General features: G+C 62.5%; 19 protein-coding genes. 9 read left to right on the top strand and 10 right to left on the bottom strand.

The genetic code is table 11. The features are described from left to right. Positions 1-120 precede the first annotated feature (120 nt). Positions 121-1,515 (bottom strand): TrkH family potassium uptake protein, encoded by a 1,395-nt coding sequence (locus ACZYGA_RS01375; protein WP_240704230.1) that lies wholly within the window; start codon positions 1,513-1,515, stop codon positions 121-123. After that, entirely contained in the window at positions 1,512-2,165 is a 654-nt protein-coding gene (locus ACZYGA_RS01370) for a potassium channel family protein (RefSeq protein ID WP_077374629.1), read from the bottom strand. Before ACZYGA_RS01370 ends, ACZYGA_RS01375 begins: the two co-directional genes overlap by 4 nt. A 408-nt stretch (positions 2,166-2,573) precedes the next feature. Between ACZYGA_RS01370 and ACZYGA_RS01365 the strand changes: the two genes are divergently transcribed. Further along, complete coding sequence (locus ACZYGA_RS01365; RefSeq protein WP_077374627.1) at positions 2,574-4,031, top strand: sodium-dependent transporter; 1,458 nt, start codon at positions 2,574-2,576, stop codon at positions 4,029-4,031. 169 nt (positions 4,032-4,200) lie between these two features. Here the strand turns inward: ACZYGA_RS01365 and lapB are convergent, their stop codons facing one another. The 3 genes from lapB to ACZYGA_RS01350 all read right to left on the bottom strand — a co-directional run bounded on the left by lapB (position 4,201) and on the right by ACZYGA_RS01350 (position 6,101). Continuing rightward, complete coding sequence (gene lapB, locus ACZYGA_RS01360) at positions 4,201-5,379, bottom strand: lipopolysaccharide assembly protein LapB (protein ID WP_084208132.1); 1,179 nt, start codon at positions 5,377-5,379, stop codon at positions 4,201-4,203. Then, the gene (locus ACZYGA_RS01355) at positions 5,380-5,685 is read right to left on the bottom strand and encodes a lipopolysaccharide assembly protein LapA domain-containing protein (RefSeq protein WP_077374623.1); all 306 of its coding nucleotides are present in this window, start codon (positions 5,683-5,685) and stop codon (positions 5,380-5,382) included. It lies immediately after the preceding gene. 119 nt (positions 5,686-5,804) lie between these two features. Then, entirely contained in the window at positions 5,805-6,101 is a 297-nt protein-coding gene (locus ACZYGA_RS01350) for an integration host factor subunit beta (protein WP_077374621.1), read from the bottom strand. 268 nt (positions 6,102-6,369) lie between these two features. On the opposite strand from ACZYGA_RS01350, the gene ACZYGA_RS01345 reads away from it, so the two are divergent. Both ACZYGA_RS01345 and ACZYGA_RS01340 read left to right on the top strand, forming a co-directional pair. Next, positions 6,370-6,645 (top strand): FAD assembly factor SdhE, encoded by a 276-nt coding sequence (locus tag ACZYGA_RS01345; protein WP_077374619.1) that lies wholly within the window; start codon positions 6,370-6,372, stop codon positions 6,643-6,645. A gap of 55 nt (positions 6,646-6,700) precedes the next feature. Continuing rightward, positions 6,701-7,408: a hypothetical protein gene (locus ACZYGA_RS01340; protein ID WP_404625158.1), complete on the top strand. Its 708-nt coding sequence runs from the start codon at positions 6,701-6,703 to the stop codon at positions 7,406-7,408. On the opposite strand, the gene nadB is transcribed toward ACZYGA_RS01340, so the two are convergent. Together nadB and ACZYGA_RS01330 are read right to left on the bottom strand one after the other, a co-directional pair. Beyond that, positions 7,409-9,142 (bottom strand): L-aspartate oxidase, encoded by a 1,734-nt coding sequence (gene nadB / locus ACZYGA_RS01335; RefSeq protein WP_404625160.1) that lies wholly within the window; start codon positions 9,140-9,142, stop codon positions 7,409-7,411. Continuing rightward, positions 9,139-10,419 carry an FUSC family protein gene (locus tag ACZYGA_RS01330; RefSeq protein ID WP_404625162.1) on the bottom strand — a complete coding sequence of 427 codons (1,281 nt, stop codon included), beginning with the start codon at positions 10,417-10,419 and terminating at the stop codon, positions 9,139-9,141. Before ACZYGA_RS01330 ends, nadB begins: the two co-directional genes overlap by 4 nt. A gap of 440 nt (positions 10,420-10,859) precedes the next feature. Here ACZYGA_RS01330 and ACZYGA_RS01325 point away from each other — a divergent pair, with 440 nt between their 5' ends. Next, positions 10,860-12,257: a class II fumarate hydratase gene (locus tag ACZYGA_RS01325; protein WP_136938682.1), complete on the top strand. Its 1,398-nt coding sequence runs from the start codon at positions 10,860-10,862 to the stop codon at positions 12,255-12,257. Between the two features lie 140 nt (positions 12,258-12,397). Here the strand turns inward: ACZYGA_RS01325 and glpD are convergent, their stop codons facing one another. From glpD to ACZYGA_RS01310, 3 genes are all read right to left on the bottom strand, one after another. After that, a complete protein-coding gene (gene glpD, locus ACZYGA_RS01320) occupies positions 12,398-13,900 on the bottom strand; it encodes a glycerol-3-phosphate dehydrogenase (protein ID WP_404625164.1) in 1,503 nt (500 codons plus the stop codon). Between the two features lie 94 nt (positions 13,901-13,994). Continuing rightward, a complete protein-coding gene (locus tag ACZYGA_RS01315) occupies positions 13,995-14,384 on the bottom strand; it encodes a hypothetical protein (RefSeq protein WP_479398304.1) in 390 nt (129 codons plus the stop codon). 94 nt (positions 14,385-14,478) lie between these two features. Then, a complete protein-coding gene (locus ACZYGA_RS01310; RefSeq protein ID WP_084208138.1) occupies positions 14,479-15,261 on the bottom strand; it encodes a DeoR/GlpR family transcriptional regulator in 783 nt (260 codons plus the stop codon). Positions 15,262-15,680: 419 nt separating this feature from the next. Here ACZYGA_RS01310 and glpT point away from each other — a divergent pair, with 419 nt between their 5' ends. The 5 genes from glpT to ACZYGA_RS01285 all read left to right on the top strand — a co-directional run bounded on the left by glpT (position 15,681) and on the right by ACZYGA_RS01285 (position 20,258). Beyond that, positions 15,681-17,024, top strand: a complete 1,344-nt coding sequence (glpT, locus tag ACZYGA_RS01305; RefSeq protein WP_077374603.1) for a glycerol-3-phosphate transporter — start codon at positions 15,681-15,683, stop codon at positions 17,022-17,024. Positions 17,025-17,112: 88 nt separating this feature from the next. Beyond that, a complete protein-coding gene (gene glpK, locus ACZYGA_RS01300) occupies positions 17,113-18,606 on the top strand; it encodes a glycerol kinase GlpK (protein ID WP_077374601.1) in 1,494 nt (497 codons plus the stop codon). 1 nt (position 18,607) lies between these two features. Beyond that, complete coding sequence (locus ACZYGA_RS01295; RefSeq protein WP_077374599.1) at positions 18,608-19,330, top strand: MIP/aquaporin family protein; 723 nt, start codon at positions 18,608-18,610, stop codon at positions 19,328-19,330. Between the two features lie 198 nt (positions 19,331-19,528). After that, the gene (locus tag ACZYGA_RS01290; protein ID WP_404625169.1) at positions 19,529-19,888 is read left to right on the top strand and encodes an aquaporin; all 360 of its coding nucleotides are present in this window, start codon (positions 19,529-19,531) and stop codon (positions 19,886-19,888) included. Further along, entirely contained in the window at positions 19,878-20,258 is a 381-nt protein-coding gene (locus ACZYGA_RS01285) for an MIP/aquaporin family protein (protein ID WP_404625170.1), read from the top strand. The genes ACZYGA_RS01290 and ACZYGA_RS01285 overlap by 11 nt, the downstream gene beginning before the upstream one ends. Positions 20,259-20,343 lie beyond the last annotated feature (85 nt).

Below are 20,343 nucleotides of genomic sequence, written 5' to 3'. Positions count from 1 at the left end.
TTGCCGTTGAGCCATTGACAGCTTCGCCGCTCCTGTCGTTCGAGTGAAAAGCCCCGATGCCCTGCATCGGGGCTTTCGTCGTTCAGGGGGAGAGAAAGTGCGTCAGACAAGTCGTGCTGCCTAGCCGATGGAGAGTTCGGTGCGTGCATAGCTGACGCCGGGACGGCTGCGGGTCGCCAGCAGGTAACCCAGTGCCAGCGGGCCGGTGCGTCCCAGCAGCATGGTGATGATGATCAACCACTGTCCGGGAGCGGAAAGCTCCGGCGTCACCCCCAGGCTCAGTCCCACGGTGCCGAACGCCGAGACCGTCTCGAAGGCCAATGATCGAAAGTCGTGGTCGGGGTCGGTGATGGTCAGCCCGAACAGCATGCTGAAGATCAACAGCATGCCGGCCAAGGCCACGGCGATGGCCTTGAAGACAGTCTCGTCTCCGATACGGCGGCCATGCAGGGTCGGTGAGTGTCTCTGGCGCAGGAAGGCGCGAGTGGTCAGCAGCAGCACCACGAAGGTGGTGATCTTGATGCCACTGGCCGTCGAGCCACTCCCGCCACCGATGAACATCATCGCCATGGTCCAGAGGGTCGAGGCCTGTGTCATCGCGGAGGTATCGAACATGCTGAAGCCGGCGGTACGGGGCGTCACTGCCATGAAGGCTGCCGAGATGAAGCGTTCGCCATGATCACGCATGCCTGCCAGGGTATCGGGGTTGCCCCATTCAAGCGCCAGTATCACCACCAGGCTCAACAGGTTGAGTGCGATGGTGGCTTCCAGCACCAGGCGTGTCTGTACGGAGAAGCGTGAGGGGTGCAGCAGCACGCGCCACCCATGCTCACGCCTGCGCTCGCGCAGTTCGCCGATCACGGCAAAGCCGATGCCACCCGTCATGAAGAGCAGGCTGATGACGCTTGCGACCAGCGGGTTGCGGGATTCGCGCAACAGGCTGTCCGGCCACAGGGTGAAGCCGGCATTGTTGAAGGCCGAGACCGAGTGGAAGAGGCTCAGCCACATGCCGCGTCCCCAGCCATGGCGTGGCACCCATTCGAGCGCCAGCAGCAGAGCGCCGCCCAGTTCAAGTGTCACCGCAAAGGCGGTGATGACCCTGAGCAGCCGGCCGATCTCGCGTGAGCTGCTGCGGTTGAGCGCTTCACGCAGCAGGCTGGTCTGATGCATCGGCAGTCGTTGCCCCAGCATCACCAGTGACAGGGCGGCGATGGTCATGAAACCGAGGCCGCCCAGCTGGATCAATACCAGCACGACGGCCTGCCCGGCGAAGGTGAACTCGCTGAGCGGGGTGACGGAAAGCCCGGTGACGGTCACCGCCGAGGTGGCGGTAAACAGTGCCGACAGCCAGCTGAGGCCCTCCTGATGCATGCCTGGCAGTTTCAGCAGGCAGGCCCCCAGCATGCTGAGTCCCAGAAAGCCGCCCAGCAGGATCTCCGGAGGCGACAGGTGGATGATGGGGCCACGTGGGCCACGGGTCAGGGGGCGAAGATAGCGTCGGTAGCGCTGCCTCACAGATGCGCCCCCAGCTTGCGCAGCGCGCTCAGTTCGCCGATCAGTACCAGATGATCGCCAGCGGACAGCTGCGTACTGCCGGAAGGCTTGCGATCGAGTGTCGCGCCCTTGCGCAAGGCGATCACGCTGATGTCCTCATCGATGGGGAGCTGATCGAGCTGTTGGCAGTCATCGCACAGACGCTCGCTGACCTCCAGCTCGACCACGAACTGGTGATCGCCCAGGTGGATGAAGTCGACCATGGCGTGATAGGCGAGGCTTTCCGCCACCCGCACGCCCAGGTCGTACTCCGGGTGCACGATGTGGTCCACGCCCAGACGGCTGAGCAGCTTGTGATGCGCATCCGAGGTCGCCTTGACCCACAGTTCCCTGGCACCGAGTTCCTTGGCCAGCAGCGCGCAGATCAGGCTCTGCTCCATCGAGTCGGCCAGATCGATCAACACGGCATCGAACTGTTCGAGGCCAAGCTCACGCAGGGCATGCTCATCGGTCGGGTCGGCAATGACGGCTTGATTGAGCAGGTCCGCCATAGCATTGAGACGTTTCTCATCGAGATCCACGCCGAGCACTTCATGGTCGTGGCGCCTGAGCTCCCGCGCGACGGTACTGCCGAAATACCCCAGTCCGATCACCGCGAATTGACGATGCATGACGACTCCTTGTCTGCGCTGCTTGAGAGGGCGAGAGACCTATCAGCTCAGCGAATTCCGAGGCTCTGCCGCTAGCGCTTGCAGGTGCGCTCATGGATGAGCTTACTCCAGTGACTCGTCGATGTCGGCTTCCGCACTGATCCTCGTCCGACAGGGATTTCCCTTGCCAAGCGCCTGCTCTGATGGTCGTTTCAAATGTTACCAATTAGCAGTGGCTGATGTAGAGTGAATGGCGTCGCTTGGTAATGGCGCTATCGCAGACGTTTTGCGAGGTGCGTGTGGGGATTTTCCACAGGAATCGCGGACGAACATCCTTCTTATCAGTAAAATGGTCTGCGTGAGCACCCGAGACGGCAAGGCGTTGCGTCGATCACCACTGGCTCACAACAATAACTCGTAAGGTATTCCATGACGGCAAGACAGCAACCCAAGAATCTCTGGATCAGTCGCTGGGGTTTCATCCTTGCAGCTACCGGTTCCGCGGTAGGGCTGGGCAATATCTGGAAGTTTCCCTATATCACCGGTGAATATGGCGGAGGCGCCTTCGTGCTGGTGTATCTGGCCTGCATTCTCGCCGTTGGCGTACCCGTGATGATGGCGGAGATCGCCTTCGGGCGCCGTGGTCGCGGCAGCCCCATCGAGGCGATCGCCAACCTGGCCCGGGAAGCGGGGGCCAGCCCGCTGTGGAAGGTCTTCGGTTGGATGGCGATGCTGGCCGGCTTCATGATCCTGTCGTTCTATGTCGTGGTCGCGGGGTGGTCCTTCAGCTACCTGTGGAAGATGGCCAGCGGGTCGCTGTCCGGACATGGCGTCGCTGAGCTGGGCGGTATCTTCGAGGCTGGCAACGCCAATCCCTGGGCACTGGGTGGCTGGGCGACGCTGGTGACGGTAGTGACCATGCTGATCGTCGGGCGTGGCGTGCAGGAGGGGGTCGAGAAGAGCGTGCGCTGGATGATGCCGGGCATGGTGATCATGCTGTTGATCATGATCGGTTACGCCCTGACCTCCGGCAACTTCTCGGCAGGCTTCCACTTCCTGTTCGACTTCGATGTCTCCCGTTTGAGCAGTGAGGGCGTGCTGGCCGCGCTGGGGCATGCCTTCTTCACCCTGTCGCTGGCCTCCGGCGCCATCCTGACCTACGGCTCCTATCTGCCGTCAGGCACCTCCATCGCTCGCACCACCTTCACGGTCGCGATCGCCGATACGCTGGTGGCGCTAATGGCGGGACTCGCGATCTTCCCGATCATCTTCGCCAATGGCATGGACCCGTCCTCCGGTCCGGGGCTGATCTTCATGAGCCTGCCGGTGGCCTTCAACCAGATGCCCTTCGGTCAGCTGTTCGGGGTACTGTTCTTCGCCATGCTCTCCATTGCCGCCTTGACGTCCGCGATCTCGATGATCGAGGCCACCGTCGCCTGGCTGAGCGAGAACCGCAACATGAGTCGCACCAAGGCATCGTGGCTTGCCGGAAGCGTGTTGTGGCTGGTCGCGATGTTCGCGATGCTGTCCTTCAATCTGGGCGCGGACTGGACCCTGGCCGGCAAGCACTTCTTCGACTGGCTGGATTACCTGACCTCGCGCTGGATGATGCCGATCGGTGGCATCGCCATGGCGCTGCTGGCCGGCTTCGTCTTCAAGAGCAGCATGTTGCGCGATGAGCTGGATCTGAGTGAGGGAGGCTACCGTATCTGGCTGTTCATGATTCGCTATGTCAGCCCGATCTGCATCGTGGCGATCTTCATTGATGCGCTTGGCGTGGCGGCCCTGAGTCTAGAGGACTGGCCGTATTTCCTGGGGGCCATCGTGCTGGCCTGCGGGGCAGGAGAGACGCTGTCACCGCGTCTGCGTGGGCCTCGCGTCGCCTGACATGCCAGAGAGTCGAGGGCTTTCAGGCCCTGAAATGACGAGACGCCCCCGTCGCGAAAGCGGCGGGGGCGTCTCGCCTTCTGCTCGGGCGTGCTTGGTCTGACGTGCTTGGTCTGACGGGCTGAGCTGACGGGCTGGTTCAGATGAGCGAGTCACGGAACGCGGGGGCTCATTCGCCTTCCAGTCCGGTGATCGGCTTGACGGTACCCCAGTGGCGACATTTCGGGCATTGCCACAGCAGCATCGAGGCCTCGAATCCGCAGCGGTGGCAGCGATGGCGAGGGCGTGCCTCGATCAGCTGCTGGGTATGGCGCTTGAGCAGGCTGAAGCGCTGGGTCTCGCGCTCATCGGCATCCAGCAGGTACAGGTCGAGCAGATAGTCGACCCCCCGCAGGCTGGGGTGGCGATGCAATTGCTCGCTGGCGAAGCTGACAGCGGCCTCGACCCCTTCCCGGCGCTCGATCAACTGGGCGAGACTGACCACCGTGGTGGTATAGGGGCCGCGCTCGACTTCCTGCTGCAGATAGCGCACCAGTCCGCTTTCGTCGTCCAGCATGTGGAATGCCTTGCCGAGCGGTTCGAGAATGATGGGAGTGAAACCGGTGTCCTGACGCGGAATGCGCTGCAGCAGGCGAATGCTCTGCTTGTAGTTGGCATGCTCGTATTCGATCTCGGCCAGCATCCAGTTGGCGCGCACACACTTCTCATCCGTGGAGAGTGCCTGCTTGAGGCGCTTGCGCGCCACCGCCTGACTGCCTTCGAGGATATCGAGGGCCGCCAGTTCGCAGTGCCAGTGGGCGGCGGCGCGTCGGATGCCACCTTCCTGACGCAGGATGGGGTGCGCGACCTCGAGGGCAGCCTCCCATTCTCGCTCACGCTCGAGCAGGTCGATCAGGAGGCGTCGGCCAGCGCGACGATGGTCATCGTGCTGGGCCTGCTTGAGAAGGGTTTCCAGCAGCTTCTCGGCGCGGTCGTAGACACCGCTGCGCATGAAGTCGCGGGCCAGTTCCAGCTGAACGCGTTCGCCCTGCTCGCTGTCGAGGGCCGGGCGTGCCAGCAGATTCTGGTGGATCTTGACGGCGCGGTCGACCTCCCCGCGACTGCGGTACAGGTTACCCAGCGCGATGTGGGTATCGACCGTGTCGCTGTTGACTTCCAAGGCCTGTACGAAGGTTTCGATGGCGCGATCAGGCTGCTCGTTGAGCAGATGATTGAGGCCAACGAAATAGTCGCGGGACAAGGTGGCAGGGGCGGGAGTTTGCGTAGTGGGGCGACGATCACGTCGCCCCAGCCAGAACCCGATGGCAATGGCGGCCATCAGCAGTCCCAGCAGTATCAGGTCAGGCATTTATGCCACTTCCTTGATCTCCTGGATGCGCAGCTGGTCCAGTTCCTTGCGTTGCTGCTGGTTGCGGCGCTGCGCGCGGGTCAACAGCGTGCGCAGGCGCAGATACATGCCGGTCATGGCGATCATGCCGAGCACGACGCCGATGGCCAGTGAAAACAGCAGCCACATGGAAAGTGAGGCAGCCGGCAGCTCGAGCCAGATGAGGTCGAGAGGCACGGTTTGCTGGTTGTGAACGGCAAACAGGATGCCGACCAGCAGAACGATCAGCAGGATCACGGCCAGAACGAGACCTTTTAGCCAGCGCATAACGGTTTCCTTGTCATGAAATGCAGTCGTGAATCATCGCCTGGCGAGTGTATCACCGGGCAAGCCGTGAGTCTCGACGTCAGCCGTGCGGCCTGAGGCCAGGCCGATGCCTTGTGGGCTCAGTAGCCGAGCGCGCGGCTGGCATCGACCTGTTCGCGCAGTTCCTTGCCCGGTTTGAAGTGCGGGACGAACTTGCCGTCCAGCTGGACGGGCTCTCCGGTCTTCGGGTTGCGTCCCAGACGCGGCTCACGGTAGTGCAGCGAGAAGCTACCGAACCCGCGAATCTCCACGCGCCCCCCGTGGGCCAGCGCATCAGTGACATCATCGAGGATGATGCGAACGGCGGCTTCTACATCCTTGAGCGACAACTCAGGCTGTCGCATGGCTATCTGTTCGATCAGCTCGGACTTGGTCATCGGATCTCTCCATGCCTGCACCCTTGCGGGAAGGGTGATCGTGATGCGGCTGTCAGATGACCTCTTGTCGTCTGACGGACCCCCGCATCCTTGTGATTGTTATCTCCTCAGCATAATGGGCAAATCCTGAGAAAACAACGCACTACGAACATCATTGCCCATCACGACATGGATTGCCAATTCCTGTCGTGGCAAAGGGTCAACGGATGCTGCCAGACTCCCCCTCGGGTATACTGCCGGCATTGATGTGACGACTGAGGTTCGGGCAATGGATGAGATGATTCGCAAGCGCCTTCACTGGCACTCCCGCCGCGGCATGTGGGAACTCGATCTGCTGCTGTTGCCTTTTCTCGAGCAGCGCTTCGATGCGTTGAGTGAGCAGGACAAGGCCCTCTACGTGGAACTGCTCGCGGAAGAGGATCAGGATCTCTTCGTGTGGCTGATGAAGCGGGATCCGTGTGGCAATGAGGACTATCAGCGCCTGATCGACATGGTGATCGCCAATGCAGAACATGGCGAACGCGATCAGTTCAAGGGCCTCTGAACAGGCCCTGCATGCTCAGGCGATTCTGCGCCTGATACTCCTGGCGTGCAGCCTCGTGCTGATGACGTGGCTGTTCGCTCGCCTGGCAGGACCTTCCGGCCTGGATGCCTGGTGGGCCTGCCGCACCCATGATGCTCTGCCTTTCGAGGCGGAGCATTGTGCTTTCTGGGGCATGATGCCGCCTTTGAACATCCATTCGGCCGTCATGGCCATGCTGACCACAGGCGGGGTCTTGCAGGGGGTGGAAGCCTGGTGGTGGTGGCATCGCCGAGACCGGCATCGGGAGGTATGGTGGCTGGCGCTCGGGGCGGAGCCCGTGGGGGAAAGGGCGGAGCGCTCGGGGCTGGCCGCCATGCCAGAAACAGAAACAGAGACGGAGACAGGTGAGGGAGGTGAGGAGGGCGAACTGGCGCACGACGAAGCCGAAGAGGAAAGCCCTCGCTCACCGGCATCACTCGACGAGACGCGCAGGCGGCACCCCGAGATGCGCCTTTGCTGGTGGTGGGCGGACGCGAACTCCGGTGGCTGGCAGCGTGTCGGCGTCACGCGCCTGTGGTGTTCGCCGCGACTGGTGGGCCTGCGCCTCACGTGCCTCGGTGAGCGCTCACGTACTCTGTGGCTATGGCCAGACAGCGCACCTCCAGCACAGCTGCATCGGCTGCGACTGTGGCTGCTGTGGCCACCTCTCGCCCACGACATGCCACGACAGCCGCCTGCCATCGAGCCGCTGATGGCCCGTATCGCGACTGATCGCCGCCAATGATCATCTGAGGTGAATCACGCTGTCACGTGCACGCGGTGCCGGCATGGGGTAATCGCGCACGAAGTGGAGCCCACGTGATTCATGACGTTGGTGAGCGCTGATCAACAACAGCGGCGCCAGAGTCAGCGCCTGATACAGGGCCAGGTGAGTGACACCTGCGCTGGCCCCTGAGTGCCTGCCTTGCCGGGAGAGTTCAGAGGAATGAGCGCGCTCTGACGAATGAGGGGGCTCACAGGCCAGCCAGGCCGCCATCTGATCCAGTGCCGCTTCCAGTCCCTGCTGGCTACGCTCGATGCCCGCCTGCAGGCTCATCAGGCGCCGCAACGCCGTGAGCCGCTCATCCGCTTCGCGATTCTCCAGGCACATCACGTGCTGCCAGAGCGCATGTCTGTCTTTCAGCTGAGTCAATAGTGCCTGCTGACGGGGAGGCAGCTGTCCTCGTTCAGGCAGCATGCTCGTTGTGAGCGCCTGCGCCACTGGCCAGGTGTCGGGCGCCGATTCGCCCTCGGTGAGCGCCTCGCCGCAGGCGCGCGCCTGCACCAGGCATTCCAGCAATGAGTTGCTGGCCATGCGATTGGCCCCGTGAAGCCCTGTACAGGCCACTTCGCCGATGGCCCACAGTCCTGCCAGATCACTCGCGCCATTCAATTCGGTGGCGATTCCGCCGCAGCTGTAATGTGCTGCCGGTACCACGGGAATCGGGGCTCGGGTGATGTCGATGCCACGCTCCCGGCAATGCGCCAGGATGGTCGGGAAGTGATGATGGATGGCCGCGGATCCCAGTGCACTGATATCGAGATTGACGTGATCCAGCCCGTGAGCGCGCATCTCGGCGAGGATGGCGCGCGCCACCACGTCGCGTGGTGCCAGCTCCAGGCGAGGGTCGTGATCCAGCATGAAGCGATGGCCATCGGGGCGCTTCAACAGGCCACCTTCGCCGCGCACGGCTTCCGAGATCAGGAACGGTGTTCCGGCCGGGTCGTACAGACAGGTGGGGTGAAACTGCTGGAACTCCAGATTCATCAGGCTGGCACCGGCACGCACGGCCATCGCCATGCCATCCCCGACGCTGGCGCTGGGGCTGGTGGCATGCGCAAACAGGCCGCTGGCACCTCCCGTGGCCAATACCAGATCGCGCACCGTCAGCAAGCGTTGCTGGCCGGTGCCATCGATGACCCGCAGTCCCGCGACCTGAGCCCCCTTCACCTCGATGTCCACGGCGAGCAGGTCATCGAGCACCTCGATGGCAGGATGTGACTCGACATGCTGACTGAGCGTATCCAGCAGCGCCCGCCCCGTGGCGTCGGCCGCATGAATGATGCGTCGCCGGCCGTGGCCGCCTTCCCGGGTGAGGTGATAGGGGTAGCTGGCATCGGCTTCGGCTGGCGTGAAGGGGACGCCAAGCCCGATCAACCACTCGATGGCCTCGCGGGAATGTCCGACGGTAAAGCGCACCGCTCGCTCGTTGCACAGGCCGTCCCCCGCGATCAGCGTATCGGCGACATGCGATTCCACGTCATCCTCCGGGGCCAGTACCGCCGCGATGCCGCCCTGAGCCCAGCGGCTGGCGCCCTGGGCCTCCCGCGCCGGACGCAGCAGCGTCACGCGGCGCGAGCGCGACGCGGATGACGGCTGATTGGCCAGGCTGAGCGCAAGGGTCAGGCCGGCCGCACCGCCGCCCACGATCAGGACATCGTGGTCACTGGTGGCAGTGATGTCATGCGCTGTGCTCATGCGTCTTTCCTTGGCGTGTCACCGGGCGTGTCACCGGGTGCGGCGGCGGGCGAGCGGGAATGGGCGTCATCCCGGGTGTCAGGTGACTTCGCCTCGGGTGTCGGGGGCGTGCCGTCGCTGTCAGAGTCCTTGGGGACGGCTGTCTCGCCCGGGGTCGGGTCCTCCGGCAGGAAGATCCGGCGGGCATCACTGATCAGGCCATGGCCCGGCAGGCGCCGTTGCAGGCGCTCGCTGGGCAGACGTTCCAGCAGGGACAGCCGCTCCCCGAGGGCTTCCGTCAGGCGCGCGAGTTCACGATTCAGCCACAGATAGCCCGCCGGGCTGAACAGGGCACGTCCTTTGCGGCTCTCGACATTGCGTACCTCGGCGTAGCGCTGCAGGTCGAACGGTGTGACCGTTAGCTCGATGTGCTGGCCGGTACGCACCTGGAAGGCCAGCGTGCCGAGGGCACGAGCCAGTCGGTGCTGGGCATCGCGCAGGCCCTCGAGTCCTTCGATGAACTCATGACCTTCTCGCGTGTTCCAGTGGGTTTCCTGCAGCAGCTCGATGGTCGAGATCATGCGCCGCTCGAACGACAGGATCTCCTCGATATCACCGCGCTGGATCCGGCCCTCACGCACCACGGCATCCACCAGTCCACGCTGCTTGACCAGCTGGGCGGAGGTGGCGCGCACCAGATTGAGCGTTTCCTCGATGCTGGAACGCTCTGCATTGGTGTGGTTGTGGTAAAGCCGCGCCAGCTTGTCGAGGTTGTCGGCCAGCAGGAAGCGGAAGACATCCGTCGCCTTCTGGGGCAGCAGGACCAGGCTGACCACGATACTGATCAAGGTGCCCAGTACCACGTTGAAGACGCGCCACAGGGCGATACCGAGATCATGATTGCCATCGCCCACCACCATCAGCAGGGTGACGCAGAACAGCAGCGAGCTGTAGCCATAGCGATTGCTGAAGGTGGCATTGAGCGCCAGCGCGATGCCGACCATGCTCCAGATGGGCACCACGCCGGGCAGCGGGTCCGCGACCAGTATCAGGATCAGGCCCCAGAGTCCCCCCAGCAGCGTGCCGAGCAGGCGCTGCGAGCCCTTGTCGAGCACGCCGCCGACGTGGGGCAGATTGCCCATCACCATCACGGTGCTGACCAGTGCCCAGGAGCTGTGCGGCAGATCGAACAGCTCGATGATGCTGAAACAGAGCGTCAGGGCGACGGTGACCCGCAGGATATGCAGGCGCTGGCGGTGCAGATAGGTGAAGTAGGGATTGTGCGATAGCCAGTTCATGCCGATTCCCCCTCGCGAATGACAAGACCGGGAGTGAGCAGGCGAGTCGCAGACATGGCGGGCATCAGCAGCAGAGAAGTGGACATCGGGTGCCAGGAGATTCCGTCGACAGAGAATGGAAGAGGATGTCGTGAGCGATGCCGCCGCGCACCGGCGCAGGCAGGGCGCGGCGGACCACCGAATCGCCGCACAGTGTAACCGACCCCCACGAGCTCGTCACAGCGCTTGGCATGCCAGAATCACGTTGTCATCAGCAGGGTAGTGGCGGGTCGTGAAGGGCAACGCGGAAATCTGATGATTGTTATTGATAATCACTACCATCAAGTGGCTTGATTGGATTCCCCCAAGGCCCCACGTGATCATGGGGGCAATCCATTCACGCCTACCGGCAGCGCCAGTCACACGAGCCGCTGCCTGGTGTCATCACAGGGAGTCATTGCATGAGCAGCCAGACCCGTCGCGAACAGGACAGCATGGGCGAACTCGAGGTGCCGGTCAGTGCACTCTACGGGGCGCAGACCCAGCGTGCGGTGGACAACTTCCCGGTCAGCGGCCAGCCTTTGCCGGCACCGTTCATCCAGGCGGTGGCGCGCATCAAGCTTGCCGCGGCAGAGGTCAATCTCGACCTCGAGTTGCTGGATGAGGCGCGTGCCGGTGCCATCGTCAAGGCGGCGCGCCAGATCATCGATGGCGAGCATGCGGATCAGTTCCCGGTCGATGTCTTCCAGACCGGTTCCGGCACCTCGACCAACATGAACGTCAATGAAGTGCTGACGCATCTGGCCAATGCCCAGCTGGAAAGCGAGAACAGCGACCTCAAGGTCGGCGCCAATGACCACGTCAACATGGGGCAGTCCAGCAACGATGTCATCCCGACGGCGATTCACCTGTCGGCGGTCATTGCCGTCACCGATACCTTGCTGCCTGCACTGCGTCATCTGCACGATGTGATCGCGAGCAAGGCGGCGGAGGTCGATGATGTCGTCAAGACCGGCCGCACCCACCTGATGGACGCGATGCCGATTCGTCTGAGTCAGGAGCTGGGGGCATGGCAATCCCAGGTGGCACAGGCCATCGAGCGCATCGAGGAGTCGCTGCCGCGTCTCGAGCGTCTCGCCCAGGGCGGCACGGCCGTCGGCAGTGGCATCAACGCGCATCCCGAGTTTGCCGAACGCATGGCCAAGCGCCTATCGCTTCAGACCGGGCACGCCTTCCGTCCGGCCGACAGCTTCTTCGCGGCGCTGTCTTGTCAGGATTCCGCGGTCGAACTTTCCGGTCACCTGCGGACCTACGCCGTGGCGATGATGAAGATCAGCAATGACCTGCGCTGGATGAACTCCGGGCCGCTGGCCGGGCTGGGCGAGATCGAGCTTGAGGCCTTGCAGCCGGGCAGCTCCATCATGCCGGGCAAGGTCAATCCAGTGATTCCGGAAGCCGCCGCCCAGGTGGCTGCCCAGGTGATGGGCAACGATGCCACCATCGGCATCGCCGGTCAGAGCGGCAACTTCCAGCTCAATGTCATGCTGCCGTTGATCGCCAACAATCTGCTGTCCTCGATCACGCTGAGCGCCAATGTCAGCCGCCTGCTGGCGGACAAGGCCATTGCCACCTTCACGGTGCGGCAGGACAACATCGAAGCGCCGCTGGCCAGGAACCCGATTCTGGTCACGGCACTCAATCCGGTGATCGGTTACAACGAGGCCGCGCGTATCGCCAAGGTGGCCTATCAGGCCGGCCGGCCGATCCTCGAGGTGGCCGAGGAGGAGACGGATCTCGACCGTGAGACGCTGGAGCGCCTGCTGGACCCGGCCAAGCTGACCGAGGGCGGCATCCAGTAAGCGTGCCCCCGCAAGGCTGACAGCAAGCGTCAGCAGGCAAGAGACAGCACGCAAGAGTCTGCGAGTAAACGACAGAAAGCCCGCCCTCCAGTCAGGAGGGCGGGCTTTCTGATGTCGCGAGCAGATGAATCAGCGATGCGTCAGGCGGCGTGCGCCATCAGGCGTTCCTTGAGGTACTCGCCGATACGGGTCTTCTGCTCATCGCTCAGGCGCAGGGTCAGCTTGGTACGCCGCCACACCACATCCTGTACCTCATGTGCCCACTCACGCTCGACCAGGTAATCGATCTCGGCGGCGCTCAGGCCGGCACCGAAGTCTTCGCCAAGCTCGGCTTCGCTCTTCTTGCCCTCGAGGAAGTGCAGGCACAGGCTGCCATAGCTGGAAGCCAGGCGTCTGGCGCGAGCCTCTCCCAGGAACGGGAAGTCGCGGACCAGCTGGCGAGTGAAGGCCGCGCGGCTCTCGATGTCTCCCCCCGGCAAGGCCTTCTCGTGGGTCCACGGCTCACCCATGTTGGGCAGCAGTGGCTTCAGATCTTCCAGCGCGGATTCGGCCAGCTTGCGATAGGTGGTGATCTTGCCACCGAAGATGGACAGCATCGGCGCGCCGCTGTCATCCAGGTGCAAGGTGTAGTCGCGGGTCATCGCTGACGGGTCGGCTGACTCGTCATCACACAGCGGGCGTACGCCGGAGAAGGAGGAGATGACGTCATCGCGGCTCAGCTTGCGCTTGAAGTGATGGTTGACCACCTCGAGCATGTAGTCGGTTTCATCGCTGGAGCAGGCTACCTCGGAGGGGTCGCCCTTGTAGCGCACGTCCGTGGTGCCGACCAGGCTGAAGTCTTCCTGATAGGGCAGCACGAAGACGATGCGCTTGTCCTTGTTCTGCAGGATGAAGGCGCGATCATCGGTATTGAGGCGCGGCACGATCAGGTGGCTGCCCTGGATCATGCGGATGCCGTAGCGCGGCGTGCGCTCGGTGGCACCCTTGATGAAGGACTCCACCCAGGGTCCGGCGGCATTCACCAATGTGCGGGCGTGGCGGGTGAAGGTCTCACCGCTGTCGATGTTCTCCAGCGTCAGCTCCCAATGCCCGTTCACGTCGCGTGCCCCGACGCAGCGAGTGCGCGTCATGATCTCCGCGCCTTGCTCCTGAGCCTGAAGCGCGTTGGTGATGACCAGACGCGCATCATCCACCCAGCAGTCGGAATATTCGAAGCCCTGGGTGATCTCGCTGACCAAGGGGCTCTGCTCACCGAACTTGAGCCCCTTGGAGGCTGGCAGGGTCTCGCGCTTGCCGATGTGGTCATACAGGAACAGGCCGGCGCGGATCATCCAGGCCGGACGCAGATGTGGCTGGTGCGGCAGGATGAAGCGCAGGGGCCAGATGATGTGCGGTGCCTTCTTGAGCAGCACTTCACGCTCCTGCAGGGCTTCACGTACCAGCCGGAACTCGTAGTGTTCCAGGTAGCGCAGGCCGCCGTGGATCAGCTTGCTGCTGGCGGAAGAGGTGGCGCTGGCCAGATCATTCTGCTCGCACAGTGCCACGCTCAGGCCGCGCCCGCTGGCGTCATTGGCGATACCGGCACCATTGATGCCACCGCCGATGATGAAGAGGTCGATAAGTGCGTCGTTGTCGCGGGACATGGGCTGCTCCTGCACGTGCCCGGCGCTACCGGGGAGATCGAGATGGGGCGGCACCGGTTCGGTGCGCGTGATAAGTTTCGAAAGTGAACATAGCTTAGTGAAAGTCGAACATCAAGGTGATTCTTGTGGCATCTCGATTTTCGAAAGTGCGCATAATGGGCTCGAACAAGCGACCCGGCATTGCACCATGTTCAACCTGTTGTCCTGCCTGAACATTTTTCACAGTGTCGATGCGGGATATGACAGTCGGATGAAGATCTGCCTCTTCGCCCATGCGCTCGAGGTACTGGCCGATGGGCTTTTCTGCAGCCTGCCGGCGCACCGCAAGGCGAGATGCCCGATGCAAGGGGAGCTTGCTGAGCAGGAGGATGAGAAGAGAGCCGAGGAGGAGCAGGCTAGAAGAAGAGAAAAAGAGAAAAAGAGAAGAAGAGAAGAAGAGAAGAAGAGAAGAAGAGAAGAACAGCGGCAACCCACGCCACGGCATGACGCACAGCTTGACGTGGGAAATGACTCAACGATGAGGAAGGGGATGGCGAGACGACAGGTGTTCCGCGTGGCTGGGCGCTCTGCGCCGTGGATCAGGCGTTCCCGGCCTCGTCGGATACCGCAACATGCAAGGCCACTTCATGCTGGTGCATCAGTCTCAGAATGTTTTCCGGAGGCTGGATATCCGTGAACAGCGCATCCAGCTGGCTCAGGTTGCCCTGACGCACCACGGCATTGCGCTGGAACTTGGAGTGATCCGCGATCAGGAATACCTGGCGCGAGTTGTGGATGATCGCCTGGGCGACACGCACTTCCTGATAGTCGAACTCCAGCAGCGAGCCATCTTCATCGATGCCGCTGATGCCGATGATGCCGTAATCCACCTTGAACTGATTGATGAAGTCGATGGTCGCCTCGCCGATGATGCCGCCATCGCGGGAGCGCACCATGCCACCGGCGACGATGACATTGAAATCCTCCTTGTGCTGGAGAATGGCTGCCACGTTGAGGTTGTTGGTGATGACTTCCAGTCCGTGATGATCACACAGCGCCTCGGCGACCATCTCATTGCTGGTGCCGATGTTGATGAACAGCGAGGCGTGATCCGGTATCTCGTTGGCCAGGGTGCGAGCGATGCGTCGCTTGGCTTCCAGGTTCAGGGTCTTGCGCGTGCTGTAGGCAGTGTTCACCGTGCTGGATTCAAGTCCCGCCCCCCCATGGACACGCTTTAGGGCACCGGCTTCCGAGAGCTGGTTGAGGTCACGGCGAATGGTCTGCGGCGTGACCTTGAAGTGACTCGCCAGCTGCTCGATGGAGGCATAGCCCTGACGCGTGATCAGTTCGACGATGGCGCGGTGGCGCTTGGACTGCATCATCCTGTCCTCTTGCTCATGTCCGGTGAAAAGACGTCTGCTCTGAACCGTCGCGCAGGCAACGTGATCCTGCGTGCGGTTGCTGCTCGACCAGGTGCCCCGTGATGGTGAGGCGGGGCAGTGTGCCATCCAGAATGTTCGTTTGATGTTCTTTTTGATACATGCTCGCGGTGACGCCAGTGGTTGCACTGATTGACCTGGTGGGCGCAAGCCGTTGAAGTTATACGAAATCATGCATAACTTACTGAATAGCAAGGATTGTCATGCTCGTGTAGACAAAGGTCTAGCGAATATCGGTGCTTTTCGCATTGTGACACCGATGTGAAGCCTGTACTTTCGCATTCGAACACCAAGCGCGTCTGTCAAGGCGTCGCTATGCCCGTGTAGAGGTCGGTGTCGTAAAATCAGGAGCGAGCAGCAGAATGTACGGTTTATTCAAATCCGCGGTGCACGCCACACCGCTTCACGACGCCAAGGTAGACGACACCTATAAGCGACTGAGATGGCAGATCTTTCTCGGTATCTTTCTAGGCTATGCCGGCTACTATCTGGTACGCAAGAACTTCTCCCTGGCCATGCCTTCCCTGGTGGAGCAGGGCTATTCCCGTGGTGATCTTGGTCTGGCCTTTGCCGGCGTGTCGATCGCCTATGGCATCTCCAAGTTCGTGATGGGGGCTGTCTCTGACCGCTCCAACCCGCGTTACTTCCTTCCTGCCGGTCTTCTGATGTCTGCCGGCATCATGTTCCTTTTCGGTTTCACTGACTGGGCAACCTCCAGCATCGGCATCATGTTCGTGCTGCTGTTCCTCAATGGGTGGGTGCAGGGCATGGGATGGCCGCCCTGCGGTCGCACCATGGTGCACTGGTGGTCACAGAGTGAGCGTGGCCAGATCGTCTCGGTGTGGAACGTGGCCCATAACGTCGGCGGCGGTCTTGTCGGTCCGCTGTTCATTCTTGGCATGGCCTGGTTCAACGACTGGCAGTCCGCGTTCTATGTGCCTGCCGCGCTGGCCGTCTTCGTGGCGATCTTCGCCCTGCTGACCATGCGAGACACGCCGCAGAGCTGTGGCTTGCCTCCCATCGAGAAGCACAAGAATGACTACCCGCCGGGATACGATGAAAGCCACGAACAGGAATTCTCCACGCGGGAGATCCTGGTCAAGTACGTGTTCAAGAATCGCATGCTCTGGTACATCGCGCTGGCGAATGTCTTCGTGTATCTGCTGCGTTACGGGGTCCTCGACTGGGCGCCGACCTACCTGCAGGAAGCCAAGAGCTTCAGCGTCGACAAGTCCTCCTGGGCGTATTTCCTGTATGAGTGGGCCGGTATCCCCGGCACGCTGCTGTGTGGTTGGTTGTCCGACAAGCTGTTCCGGGGCAACCGCGGTGCGACAGGGGTGTGTTTCATGGCGCTGGTCGCCGTCTTCACCACTGTCTATTGGTTGAATCCTGCCGGTAATCCGGGAATCGACATGCTGTGTCTGGTCGCCATCGGCTTCCTGATCTATGGCCCGGTCATGCTGATCGGTCTGCAGGCGCTTGAGCTGGTACCCAAGAAGGCGGCAGGGACCGCGGCTGGCTTCACCGGCCTGTTCGGTTACCTGGGCGGCTCTGTCGCTGCCAGTGCCTTGGTAGGCTATACGGTAGATGCCTATGGATGGGATGGTGGTTTCATGTTGTTGATTGGCTCGTGCGTGATGGCGGTCGTCCTGTTGTCATTGACGATCTTCGAGAGCGCTCGCATGTCGGCACGCACCGCTAGCTGATTCCCAGCGGAAACATGATCATTCAAATGGCCCGCTGAACGTTGCATGGGCGGGCCATCTTGTAACGGACTACCGGGAGATATTGACGATGACCAACCACATTCTGTCCATTGACCAGGGAACCACCAGCTCGCGCGCCATCCTCTTCGATCGTGAAGGCGCGGTGACCGGACTGGCACAAGAAGAATTTGCGCAACACTTTCCGAACAGCGGCTGGGTCGAGCATCACGTCGATGATATATGGGGATCGGTGAAGCGCACCGTGCATCAGGCGCTGATCAATACCAATATCGGCGCTGAGCAGGTCGCGGCCATCGGGATCACCAACCAGCGTGAGACCACGATCGTCTGGGACCGCAAGACCGGCGTGCCGGTCTACAACGCCATCGTCTGGCAGGACCGCCGGACCCACGAGTACTGCCGTGAGCTTTCCGATGCCGGCCATGGCGAGATGATTCAGCGCAAGACCGGCCTGCTGATCGACCCGTACTTCTCCGCGACCAAGCTGCGCTGGATTCTCGAGAACGTCGAAGGCGTGCGTGCGCGCGCCGAGAAGGGCGAACTGGCCTTCGGAACCGTCGACAGCTATCTGATCTGGAAGCTGACCGGTGGGGCCCGTCACGTGACCGATGCCACCAATGCCTCGCGCACCTGCCTGTTCAACATCGTTGATCAGTGCTGGGACAGCGAGCTGCTGGCGCTGTTCGGCATCCCGGAATGCCTGCTGCCGGAAGTGCTGGATTCCAGTGATGATTTCGGCACCACCGATCCGCAGCTGTTCGGGGCGGCAATGCCGATCCGTGGCGTGGCAGGCGATCAGCAGGCGGCGCTGGTCGGGCAGGCCTGTTTCACGCCGGGCATGAGCAAGAGCACCTATGGCACGGGCTGCTTCATGATCATGAACACCGGCGAGAAGATGGAGCTGTCCAGGAACCGTCTGCTCACCACCGTCGGTTATCGCCTCAACGGCAAGCCGACCTTCGCCATGGAAGGCAGCATCTTCGTGGCCGGCGCCACCGTGCAGTGGCTGCGTGATGGCCTGAAGCTGTTCTCCGATGCCTCCGAGACCGAGCCGCTGGCACGTGCGGCCAGCGCCGACCACGGCGTCTACATGGTGCCGGCCTTCACCGGCCTGGGAGCGCCACACTGGGACCCGCAGGCACGCGGCGCGATCCTGGGGCTGACCCGAGGTACCGGCATCACCGACATCGTCGCGGCCGGCCTGCAATCGGTGTGCTATCAGACCCGAGATCTGCAGGAGTGCATGCTGGATGACGTCACCATCAATTGCGCGAATCTGCGCGTGGATGGCGGCATGGTCAGCAACAACTGGGTGATGCAGTTCCTCTCCGACATGCTGGGCGTGAAGGTGGATCGCCCGCGTGTGCTGGAAACCACGGCGCTGGGTGTGGCGTATCTGGCCGGCCTGCATATCGGTTGGTATGAAAGCCTGGAGGAGATCAGCGAGCTGTGGCACTGCGAGCGCACCTTCGCGCCGGAGATGGCGGAAGAGCAGCGTGAGCGCCTCTATGCCGGTTGGCTGGAAGCCGTCGAACGGGTGAAGAGCGACGGAGGTCACTGACATGTGGACTGACGTCATGACGGGCGAGTTTCTCGGTTGCCTGTTCCTGATCCTCTTCGGCGGCGGTGTGGTCGCCAACGTGGTACTCGCGGATACCAAGGGCAACGGCTCCGGGTGGATCGTGATCACCACCGGCTGGGGATTTGCGGTGATGATCGGCGTGTTCGTGGCCGTTTCCACCGGCTCGCCCCAGGCGGACCTCAATCCGGCGGTGACCCTCGCCAAGTACCTGCTCGGGGTGCATGCCACCCTCATCGATGTGGCGCGTCATGTCATTGCCCAGATGCTGGGCTGCTTCGCCGGTGCGGTGATGGTGTGGCTGGCCTATCTGCCGCATTGGAAGCGTACCGGCGACGCTGGCCTCAAGCGTGCGGTGTTCTGTACTGACCCCGCGGTCGAGTGCCGGTTGGGCAACATGCTCAGTGAGGTGATCGGCACCGTGGTGCTGATCTTCGGCATCGGCGCCATCGTCGGCTCCGGCAAGATCAGTGCCGGCCTGCTGCCATATCTGGTCGGCATGCTGGTGTGGGCCATCGGGCTGTCGCTGGGTGGCGCCACTGGCTATGCCATCAATCCGGCGCGTGATCTTGGTCCTCGCATCGCGCACTCGCTGCTGCCGATCCATGGCAAGGGTGCCTCCGGGTGGGGTTATGCCTGGGTGCCCATCGCCGGCCCGCTGGCGGGGGCATTGATCGCGGCCAGCATGTGGAATCTGCTGCTGTAAGCCCTTCTGTCGCAAGTGGCTGGAGCCACCTCGTCAGCTGTGGCAATGTAACGCCTCCTTCGCCCCGTCACTCGACGGGGCGAAGTCTTTGTGCCCGTGTGCCGACATTCCTGTCTGGGGGAGCGATGCCGCGACCTCTCTCGGGGCTGGAAGACGCAGTGGGTGGTGGATGGGGACAAGTGACGGAGGTCATCTGGCATGTGGACTGACGTCATGACGGGCGAATTTCTGGGTACCACGCTCATGATCCTGCTGGGCGGCGGAGTCGTCGCCAATGCGATGCTGCGCAAGACCAAGGGAGCCGGTTCCAGCTGGTTGATGATCAATGCCGGCTGGGGCTTTGCGGTGATGGTCGGGGTGCTGGTGTCGACCTCGACAGGCTCTCCCTACGGAGATCTCAATCCAGCGGTCACCCTCGCCAAGTATCTGCTGGGCGTGCATGCAAGCGTGCTCGAGGTGGCCAGGATGATGCTGGCGGAGATGCTGGGATGCTTCACCGGGGCCGTGCTGGTGTGGGCGGCGTATTATCCCCACTGGAAGGTGACCCGTGACCCGTGACCCGCTGCGCAAGCGTGCGGTCTTCTGTACCGATCCGGCAGTCGATTCCCGATTGGCGAATGTCGTCAGTGAGGCGATCGCGACGGTGGTACTCGTCTTCGCGATCGGCAGCATGGTCAACAGCGAGCTGATCACTGACCGGGTATTGCCGTATCTCATCGGGGCGCTGGTATGGGCCATCGGTCTGTCACTGGGTGGCCCGACCGGCAATGCGATGAACCCGGCGCGCGATCTTGCGCCACGTGTCGCGCATTGGCTTCTGCCGATTCCGGGCAAGGGCAGTTCTGACTGGGGGTATGCCTGGGTGCCGATCGCCGGCCCCTTGCTGGGGGCGGCTGTGGCCGCGGGACTGCGATGGGTATTGTTTTGACGCCCCGTTGCCTTGTGATGTCGCTTGCGCGGCGCTGAGGGCGTGAAGACGTGAGGGCGTAAAGAAGTGAGGCGGTGCCGGCATG

The organism is Cobetia sp. BL01 (assembly GCF_056493605.1).
Note: the sequence above shows the minus strand (reverse complement) of the source record. Positions and strands in the feature narration are given on the sequence as shown.

Bases quoted from the DNA above. Each gene is read 5' to 3' on its own strand.
- ACZYGA_RS01370 (WP_077374629.1), bottom strand. From the start codon at position 2,165: ATGCATCGTCAATTCGCGGTGATCGGACTGGGGTATTTCGGCAGTACC.
- ACZYGA_RS01365 (WP_077374627.1), top strand. From the start codon at position 2,574: ATGACGGCAAGACAGCAACCCAAGAATCTCTGGATCAGTCGCTGGGGT.
- lapB (WP_084208132.1), bottom strand. From the start codon at position 5,379: ATGCCTGACCTGATACTGCTGGGACTGCTGATGGCCGCCATTGCCATC.
- ACZYGA_RS01355 (WP_077374623.1), bottom strand. From the start codon at position 5,685: ATGCGCTGGCTAAAAGGTCTCGTTCTGGCCGTGATCCTGCTGATCGTT.
- ACZYGA_RS01350 (WP_077374621.1), bottom strand. From the start codon at position 6,101: ATGACCAAGTCCGAGCTGATCGAACAGATAGCCATGCGACAGCCTGAG.
- ACZYGA_RS01345 (WP_077374619.1), top strand. From the start codon at position 6,370: ATGGATGAGATGATTCGCAAGCGCCTTCACTGGCACTCCCGCCGCGGC.
- nadB (WP_404625160.1), bottom strand. From the start codon at position 9,142: ATGAGCACAGCGCATGACATCACTGCCACCAGTGACCACGATGTCCTG.
- ACZYGA_RS01330 (WP_404625162.1), bottom strand. From the start codon at position 10,419: ATGAACTGGCTATCGCACAATCCCTACTTCACCTATCTGCACCGCCAG.
- ACZYGA_RS01325 (WP_136938682.1), top strand. From the start codon at position 10,860: ATGAGCAGCCAGACCCGTCGCGAACAGGACAGCATGGGCGAACTCGAG.
- glpD (WP_404625164.1), bottom strand. From the start codon at position 13,900: ATGTCCCGCGACAACGACGCACTTATCGACCTCTTCATCATCGGCGGT.
- ACZYGA_RS01315 (WP_479398304.1), bottom strand. From the start codon at position 14,384: ATGCCGTGGCGTGGGTTGCCGCTGTTCTTCTCTTCTTCTCTTCTTCTC.
- ACZYGA_RS01310 (WP_084208138.1), bottom strand. From the start codon at position 15,261: ATGATGCAGTCCAAGCGCCACCGCGCCATCGTCGAACTGATCACGCGT.
- glpT (WP_077374603.1), top strand. From the start codon at position 15,681: ATGTACGGTTTATTCAAATCCGCGGTGCACGCCACACCGCTTCACGAC.
- glpK (WP_077374601.1), top strand. From the start codon at position 17,113: ATGACCAACCACATTCTGTCCATTGACCAGGGAACCACCAGCTCGCGC.
- ACZYGA_RS01295 (WP_077374599.1), top strand. From the start codon at position 18,608: ATGTGGACTGACGTCATGACGGGCGAGTTTCTCGGTTGCCTGTTCCTG.
- ACZYGA_RS01290 (WP_404625169.1), top strand. From the start codon at position 19,529: ATGTGGACTGACGTCATGACGGGCGAATTTCTGGGTACCACGCTCATG.